This is a genomic window from Ancylothrix sp. D3o, from assembly GCF_025370775.1.
GTDB lineage: Bacteria > Cyanobacteriota > Cyanobacteriia > Cyanobacteriales > Oscillatoriaceae > Ancylothrix.
Genome location: NZ_JAMXEX010000003.1, coordinates 370989 through 379903 on the forward strand (window position 1 = coordinate 370989; position 8915 = coordinate 379903).

6 protein-coding genes and 1 riboswitch are annotated in these 8915 nt (G+C 44.7%); all 6 genes read left to right on the forward strand.

From position 1 onward, the window contains the following. Nucleotides 1–16 precede the first annotated feature (16 nt). Nucleotides 17–165: riboswitch (cobalamin riboswitch) on the forward strand. A gap of 28 nt (nt 166–193) precedes the next feature. After that, the gene (locus tag NG798_RS08940) at nt 194–898 is read left to right on the forward strand and encodes a HupE/UreJ family protein (RefSeq protein WP_261222053.1); all 705 of its coding nucleotides are present in this window, start codon (nt 194–196) and stop codon (nt 896–898) included. Between the two features lie 133 nt (nt 899–1031). Next, entirely contained in the window at nt 1032–2495 is a 1464-nt protein-coding gene (cobG, locus tag NG798_RS08945; RefSeq protein WP_261222055.1) for a precorrin-3B synthase, read from the forward strand. Nucleotides 2496–2548: 53 nt separating this feature from the next. After that, on the forward strand, nt 2549–3175 hold the full coding sequence (locus NG798_RS08950; RefSeq protein ID WP_261222057.1) for a precorrin-8X methylmutase: 627 nt from the start codon (nt 2549–2551) through the stop codon (nt 3173–3175). Next, entirely contained in the window at nt 3175–3873 is a 699-nt protein-coding gene (locus tag NG798_RS08955; RefSeq protein WP_261222058.1) for a precorrin-2 C(20)-methyltransferase, read from the forward strand. Before NG798_RS08950 ends, NG798_RS08955 begins: the two co-directional genes overlap by 1 nt. 2 nt (nt 3874–3875) lie before the next feature. Continuing rightward, on the forward strand, nt 3876–5618 hold the full coding sequence (gene cobJ / locus NG798_RS08960) for a precorrin-3B C(17)-methyltransferase (RefSeq protein ID WP_261222060.1): 1743 nt from the start codon (nt 3876–3878) through the stop codon (nt 5616–5618). Between the two features lie 1127 nt (nt 5619–6745). Then, on the forward strand, nt 6746–8915 hold a 2170-nt coding region (locus NG798_RS08965), incomplete at its 3' end, for an Ig-like domain-containing protein (protein ID WP_261222063.1).

The following is an 8915-nucleotide window of genomic DNA, read 5'->3' on the forward strand; positions in this document are numbered from 1 at the left end:
TACCCTAAAGTGGTATATTTGGGGAAAATCAATCGGTTCTGGCGGGGGTCAGTCGTCAGACGCAAGGGGGAAAGTTCGGTGGAAATCCGGCGCTGTCCCGCAACTGTGATGAGGCTGTCTGTCAATCTCTGAGTCAGGATACCCACCGATAACAAAGGTTAATTATGTCGTCATCTGCGAGGTACGGGTGAAAATGAGTTCTGGATTAGTTCAGGTTAAAAAAAATCAGGAAGTGTCAAAAACTAGCTCTTTTTTGTTAAGAATTGGTATTATTTGTGCGGGTACTGGCGTTAATTTGCTTGGTTTTATGATGCCGGCTTCTGCACATCACGCAATGGATGGAAAGCTGCCAATTAATGCTTTTCAGGGATTTATTTCTGGTTTAGCGCATCCGGTAATTGGAGTTGATCATTTGGCGTTTGTTGTGGCGGTTGGATTGTTGGCTGCAACAACGCTTCAAGGAATTATGATTCCGGTGGCATTTGTATTAACAGCTATGTTAGGAACGGCATTACATTTAATGCAAATAGCTGTTCCAGGTGTGGAGTTATTGGTTTCGGCTTCCTTGGTTTTATTTGGCATTTTCTTGGCGATGAAAAATACGCCTAACCGCCTGATTGTTACGGGTTTGGCTGCGATTGCCGGCTTGTTTCACGGCTACGCCTATGGTGAAGCAATTTTTGGGGCTGGAATGACAGAAGTTATGGCATATTTAGCAGGGTTTACTGTTATTCAGCTTGTCATTTCAATGGCTGCATTGTTTGTGGGTAAAGCAGTTTTGAAACATACCTCAAAAGATGAACCGGCCTTGACATTGCGGTTTGCCGGCTTTGTGATTTTGGGTGCCGGTGCAGCATTTTTGACTTCGGAAATTGTGGCGACGTTATTGCCGGTTTAAGCGAAAATATAGCGTTGTTTTAAAAACTGATTGTAGGGATGGGTTTACCGACAACTGCGCCACCCAAAAAAATCAAGGTTAAACCCACCTCTACAACTATTAAAAATTTTTGTTCTTGAATTTCTCAGCGGCGATGGAAAAAAGCGATTGTTTGGTGCAATTTTCTCAAAAAATGACTTGTCCGGGGTTATTTTATGGCACTTCTACCTTTGACGGCATTTTATCGCGCATTCGCCTTGCCGGTGGAATGCTAAATGCTCAACAAGCGCGAGAAGTTGCCAATTTTTCCGAACAATTTGCAGACGGTTTTATTCAACTCACAAATCGTGCAAACTTCCAATTTCGCGGAGTTTCTCAAAACCTCCCTGAAAAAGTTTTCAGAAATTTACAAGCCTTAAAACTTGCCGCTGCTACGCCAAAAATTGACCATCTGCGTAATATCATGGCAAGTCCGACAGCGGGAATAGATACTCAGCAATTAATTGATACTCGTCCGCTGGTGAATGCTTGGGATGAAACGCTTTCTAATTATCCAGAATTAGGGGAATTGTCCGCTAAATTTAGTGTAGGATTTGATGGCGGAGAATCGGTGCCGGTTTACCATCATCCTAATGATATTTGGTTTATCGCCACCGGCCTAAATCAAGACGTTTATTTTCGCTTGTATTTGAATGCCGAAAAGCGTGGAAACCTGGTTAACACCGGCATTCTTTTAGAACCAAAACAATGCCTGCCATTCACCCTTGCACTTGCCAAAACTTACCTAGAACTTTCCCCAGAAATTCCCAAAAAAACCGGCAACAGTAAACCACGTTTGCGGCAAATTATAGCACACTTTGGCAGAGAATTTTATCTCGAAAAAGCAAAAAGCCTGCTAAACTTTCCGCTGACACGCAACTTTGACTTGCCAGAATTACCGCCAGAAAATCTGGGAGAATACCGGCATATTGGCATTCATCCCCAACGACAAGCAGGATTATTTTATCTAGGAATTGTCATTCCAATTGGCCGGCTTCAAGCATCCCAACTAAAAAAAATAGCCGAATTATCCGAAATTTATGGCAGCGGAAACCTGAGACTTACACCTTGGCAAAACTTGCTAATTCCTGATATTTCAAAACAAAAAATTACTCAATTACAGCGAGAAATAGAAAACCTCGGATTATCTGATTCACCAATTCATCCTTATGCCGGCTTGGTTGCCTGTGCCGGTAGCAAAGGCTGTGCAAGTTCTGCCACAGACACCACCAATCATGCCTTAATTTTAGCCGAACATTTGCAACAACAAAACCTTGACATCCCCTTAAAAATTCACTTCACCGGCTGCCCAAAATCCTGTGCCAAACATACCCCCAGCGACATCACCTTATTAGGCATAAAACACGAGGAAAATCAAGAATTTTATCAAATTTATGCAGGATACAACCCCGAATCATTTGGAAAACAAATTTACGAAAACGTAAGTTTCCCTCAAATTCCAAAACTCATAGAACGAATGCTAAAAGCCTATCAAAAAACGCGAATTAACCCCCAAGAAACCTTTAGCGAATTTACAAACCGCCATCACCCAGACGAACTCAGAAAATTATTTCAATAATCTGTCATTTGCCAATTTTTTAACACCCAATCAGCAATCCCCAAAAAATTGATATGCTTGAATACATCCGTAAGGGCGAAGACATTTACCGTAAATCTTTCCAAATTATCCGAGAAGAAGCAAACCTCGAAATATTACCACCAGACTTAGCAAAAATAGCCGTCCGCATGATTCACGCCTGTGGGATGATTGATATTGTCAGCGAAATAGAAGCCTCCCCCGATGCCGTAAATTCCGCCAAAAAAGCCATCAATAACGGAGCACCAATATTGTGCGACTCAAAAATGGTAGCAGAAGGAATAACAAAGGCAAGATTACCGGCAGAAAACCCCATCATTTGTACATTAAATGACCCCCAAGTTCCAGCAATTGCCAAACGCATTGGAAACACCCGATCCGCCGCAGCCTTAGAACTTTGGAAACCCCATTTACAAAACGCAATTGTTGTGGTAGGAAACGCACCAACCGCCTTATTTTATTTACTAGAAATGTTAGATAATGGTGTGGAAAAACCCGCCGCTATTTTAGGCTTTCCAGTAGGATTTGTTGGCGCCGCCGAATCAAAAGCAGAACTCGCAGCAAATAGCCGAGGAGTGCCCTTTATTACATTACATGGCCGGCGGGGAGGCAGCGCCATTGCCGCCGCCGCAGTCAACGCTTTAGCAAAAGAGGAAGAATAATGCAAACCGGCAAACTTTACGGATTAGGAATTGGCCCCGGAGACCCCGAATTACTCACCCTAAAAGCCTATAAAATCTTATCAAAATCACCCGTTATTGCCTATCCACTTTCCCCCAACGGAAAAACCCTAGCGCGGTCAATTGTTGCCCAATATCTGCAACACAACCCGATAGAAATTCCCATGTATTTCCCCTTCAAATTAGAAGAATCATCCGAACCTTATTACGACAAAGCCGCTGAAAAAATTGGCGAATATCTCCAACAAGGATTAGACGTAGCCGTATTATGTGAAGGCGACCCATTTTTTTATGGCACTTTCATGTATATATTCAACCGGCTTTCTGATAAATTCCCCACAGAAGTCGTCCCCGGAATTTCTTCCATGATGGGAAGTGCATCAGCTTTAGGAACCCCCTTAACCTACCGAAATGATGTATTTATGGTATTATCTGCCATCTTGCCGGCAGAAGTTTTAGCAGAAAAATTAGCCCACGCAGATGCAGCCGTTATTATCAAATTAGGCCGGCATTTTGGCAAAGTTTATCAAGTCTTAAAAGACCTAAACTTAAACCATCGTGCTCGCTATATCGAACGCGCTACCAGCGAACATCAACGGCTTGCAGATATTAATCAAATAAGCCCCGAAGAAGTCCCCTATTTTTCAATGATTGTCATCCCCAGTAAGTGGCAACCGTAAACGTGAACCATCGATCCCCCGCCCAATTTTCCGCACAATCCCCCGCAATTATTATCCTCGGTCAAAATAGCCTTTCTGTCGCCAGACAAATTTTGACCGTTTTGCCAGAAGCCAAAATTTACGGCTTAGCAAATCGCACCCAAAACGTCGATATTTCCTTTAATAACTTTGGCGAAACTCTCAAAGAATTATTCAGCCAAGGCACTCCTATTATTGGCATTTGTGCCGCCGGCATTCTCATCCGAATTCTTGCACCTTTGCTATCAAACAAATGGCAAGAACCGCCCGTTTTAGCCATTGCTGAAGATGGCAGCGCCGTAGTTCCTTTATTAGGAGGATTGCAAGGAGTTAATCACTTAGCCCGTCAAATTTCCGCCGGTTTAAACGTCGCCCCCGCCATCACCACCACCGGCGAAATACGCTTTCAAACCACCCTTTTATCCCCCCCCACCGGCTACCATTTAGCTAACCCTGATGACGCCAAAACCTTCATCTCTGATTTATTGGCCGGTGACAGCTTAAAAATCCTCGGAAATGCCCCTTGGTTAACCGAAAGCAAACTACCCATTTCCCCAGATGGAAACCTAACAATTTTAATCACAGAACAATTAATTACTCCCCCTAAAAACTGCCTAATTTATCATCCAACCACCATAGCCCTAAGCTTTTTACCCGACCCCCAAACCACCCCCGCATCTGCAATTAATCAACTGCAAGAAATCCTCACTCAAAATCAATTATCACCCAAATCTCTCTCGGCAATTTTCACCCTTGATAGAGATGTAAATCATCCCGCCGTTGCCGAAATTGCTCAATTTTTCAATATTCCAATTCGCTTTTTTCCTCAAGCAGAAATTCCAGAAAAAACAACGGCGTCTCTTGCCTTAAAAGCAGCCGGAAAAACCAGTGAATTAATAGCAAAATCTGCTAATTTTTCCCTAGCCATTGCCGAATTTCCTATAGATATAAACAACACCGGCCACCAACGCGGACACTTAGCTATTATAGGCACCGGCCCAGGCGCAGAAAAATGGATGTCTCCCGAAGTCAAAGACACCTTAAAAACAGCAACCGACTGGATCGGATATAAAACCTATCTTGATTTAGCCGAACCCTTACGCACAAATCAAACTCGCCACGAATCAGACAACCGCGAAGAATTAGAACGCGCCAAACACGCCTTAAATTTAGCAGCAACCGGCAAAAAAGTCGCCGTCATTTCATCAGGAGACCCCGGCATTTTTGCAATGGCAAGCGCCGTTTTTGAAGTCTTAGAACGCGAAAATAACCCCCAATGGGATACCCTCGAAATTCAAGTTTGCCCCGGCATATCCGCCATGCAGGCAGCCGCAGCCCTTGCCGGTGCCCCCTTGGGACATGATTTTTGTGCAATTTCCCTTTCAGACATTCTCAAACCTTGGTCAATCATTGAACAACGCATTGCAGCAGCCGCAGCAGCAGATTTTGTCATCGCTTTTTATAACCCCATTTCCAAAGAACGCCGGTGGCAACTCGCCAAAGCCAAAGAAATTTTATTGCAGTACAGATCGCCTCAAACGCCGGTTATCTTAGCCAAAAATTGCGGTAGAGTTGGGCAGACTGTTAAAATTTGCACCCTCCAAGAATTTAACCCAGAAACCGCCGATATGCGGACAATCATCCTCATCGGTTCCAGCCAAACCCGAATTATGCCGCGTCCGCATGGCCGTTTATGGGTTTATACTCCGCGCCGGTATGAAAAATAACAAATCAATCTGCCAATATAAACAACTGCAACATTGCAAAACAGCCCATACAATTTAATTAAAGCCTCACCATAGAAAACCTTACCAGGATGGATAAAAAAATTTTTTTGTCCTTAACTTTTTTTTGCTCACCCGTCAAGTAGACACAAGTTTAATTATCGAACAATCCCCCTTGATATTCCCCTTAATAATTTTTTTTCTACAATTTTAATGTTCAGCTTGTCAAAGAGAATGTTAACTACATATATTTTTCAGGATTTTACCCATCATCAGCCGCCCTTTTTCTCCTCACAAGCCATAATTTTATCCCCCTCAGTTACCCCCCGTACTTTCCCCCATACGACAATAATTCAATCAAATTCGCCTAAATCCAGCCGCCGGCACTGATTTATCTTGTTTTTTCTAGTTAGAGGATACTTTTGTTAACCTTAATGCAAATTAAATGTTATAACAATTGGCTCTTCTTCAACCGTATAGCAGCTTTAGGCAAAGCCAGATTTATTTACTTTTTAGGATTATCACAAAAATTTTTGAACGTCAATAGTCATTTAATAGAAATATTTTAAGTAAAAAGTTGAGAATTTTTCCGGACATAAAGTTTTTTTATATTTATGAAAAAGTAATTTTTATTTATAAATATCAGTGTATTTACGGAGAAGGCTGTTACAATGGAACCATAATAGCTGGGTGCATCTCCCTTTTGGGACCAGAAAAAGCCAAAATCTCCAAAAAAATACTTAACCGATTCCAGATAGAAACCACTATCGAGAAAATTAAAAAGTGCGGGCTAGTCAGTAAAAACCCTGACACAGCCAGCATAAAACAAAGAACGCCGCTTATTATTTAACTAACGGCACTGCTTGAATTTCTCAATGCAGCCAACAAAAAATATACTTCCCAAAAAAACGGAAGTTTTGGAAGGAGAAAATAGCGGCTAATTCTGGTCATGGGAATGTCTCAGCCACCCAAGGGAAATAGTGCCTAGTGGCAGCGACAAAATATTGTCAGTTAAAAAACTTCTGGCTGGCAATAAAAAAATAAAACCCCTCATCTTTTCGCCCGCAAAAAGATGGGCAAAAGGAAGATGCCTTGTGCAAAAGCCGTTTTTCTAGGGAATACATCTAACCATGTCTATCTTTCAAGCAACCTACAGCCGCGATTATGTCAAGGGTTCAGTCGAAGCAGACACCATAAAAGGACTCGCCGAAAATGATATTGTTTTAGGATTAGAAAACGATGACATCATCTTTGGCAACCAAGGCAATGATTGGCTCGCCGGCAACGAAAACAAAGACACTATAGCCGGTGGCAAAGCTAACGACATCATACATGGCGGGAAAGATGACGACTTACTTCTCGGACAACTTGATAACGATATCCTCTGCGGAGACTTAGGCAACGACACAGCCCTCGGTGGAAACGAAAACGACTGGATAGAAGGCAACTCTGGCAAAGACTGGCTTGCTGGCAACATTGGCAACGACACGCTTTTAGGCGGAGATGGCCAAGACACCGCACACGGCGGCAAAGACAACGACCTCATCAATGGGCAAGAGGGAGACGACGCCTTGTTTGGAGACATGGGCAACGACATCCTCAAAGGTGGTGAAGGCAGCGAGATCCTCAATGGCAACAGCGGCGCCGACTGGCTTGGCGGCAACGAAGGCAACGATACTGTACACGGCGGCAAAGACAGCGATACGGTACACGGCGGCAAAGGCAACGACCTACTTTTTGGAGAAGTTGGTGACGACGTAGTTTGTGGCGACATCGAAAATGATACGGTTCAGGGCGGCACCGGCAAAGACTCAATTTGTGGCGAAGAAGGCAACGATCAACTCTACGGCAACGAACAAAACGACACCCTCACAGGCGGCGATGGCGATGACACCATCAACGGCGGTAAAAACAACGACCTAGTATATGGAGACAACGGCAACGATGTAATTTATGGCGACCTTGGTGCCGATACAATATTTGGTGGAGAAGGCCAGGATACCTTTGTCATAGGGCGGCGTAATGATACCCCAGGCTACCTCAGCACCGGCGGCCCACAAATTATAGATGCTGACTGGTTAACGGACTTTGGCACCGCTGCCGATGTCATTTCCCTTATCGGTGGTTTAAGCTTCGACCAACTTAATATTTTTGCCGGCACCGGCGAATATGCCGGTCACACCATCATTCAAGATAAAGTTCTCGGTGAATATCTCGCCATTCTCAAAGGCATACAGCCAAATTCCCTTATCGGCGACACCAACTCTATCAGATTTAGAAACCCTCAAGCTGAGAATTTATCCACCGGCATCGGTAACAATAGCGATTTTTCTTCTCCCGTCCCCCCAGAGAATACCGGCGTTGACGGTTCTGCCGGTGGTGGTGGAGCCGGTGGTGGTGGTTCTGCCGGTGGCGGCGGTTCTGCCGGTGATGGTGGTGGTTCTGCCGGTGGTGGAACTACAGGAAATCAACCGCCCATCTTTACAGGCACCAACCAATTCAGCATCAATCAAAACACAAGCGGCATCATTCCCAACTTCTTAGACTCCACCACTGATCCTGATGGCGATACTCTCAGCATTATCGACTTCAGCCAACCCAACAACGGCACCCTAAGCCAAAACCAAGACGGCACATTTACTTATACCCCCAACCCCAACTTTAACGGCACCGATAGCTTCACCGTCGTCATTTCCGATGGCAAAGGAGGCACAACAACCAGCGAAATTCTACTTACTATCAACCCCCTAAATGCCGGTGACGGTGGTTCTGTCGGTGGTTCTGTCGGTGGTGACGGTGGTTCTGCCGGTGGCGGTTCTGTCGGTGACGGTTCTGCCGGTGGTGGTTCTGTCGGTGGCGGTGGTTCTGTCGGTGGCGGCGCTTCTACAGGAAATCAACCGCCCATCTTTACAGGCACCAACCAATTCAGCATTAATCAAAACACAAGCGGCATCATTCCCAACGTCTTAGACTCCACCACTGATCCAGATGGCGATACTCTCAGCATTATCGACTTCAGCCAACCCAACAACGGCACCCTAAGCCAAAACCAAGACGGCACATTTACTTATACCCCCAACCCCAACTTTAACGGCACCGATAGCTTCACCGTCGTCATTTCCGATGGCAAAGGAGGCACAACAACCAGCGAAATTCTACTTACTATCAACCCCCTAAATGCCGGTGGCGGTGGTGGAGCCGGTGACGGTGGCGGTGGTGGAGCCGGTGGCGGCGCTTCTACAGGAAATCAACCGCCCATCTTTACAGGCACCAACCAATTCAGCATTAATCAAAACACAA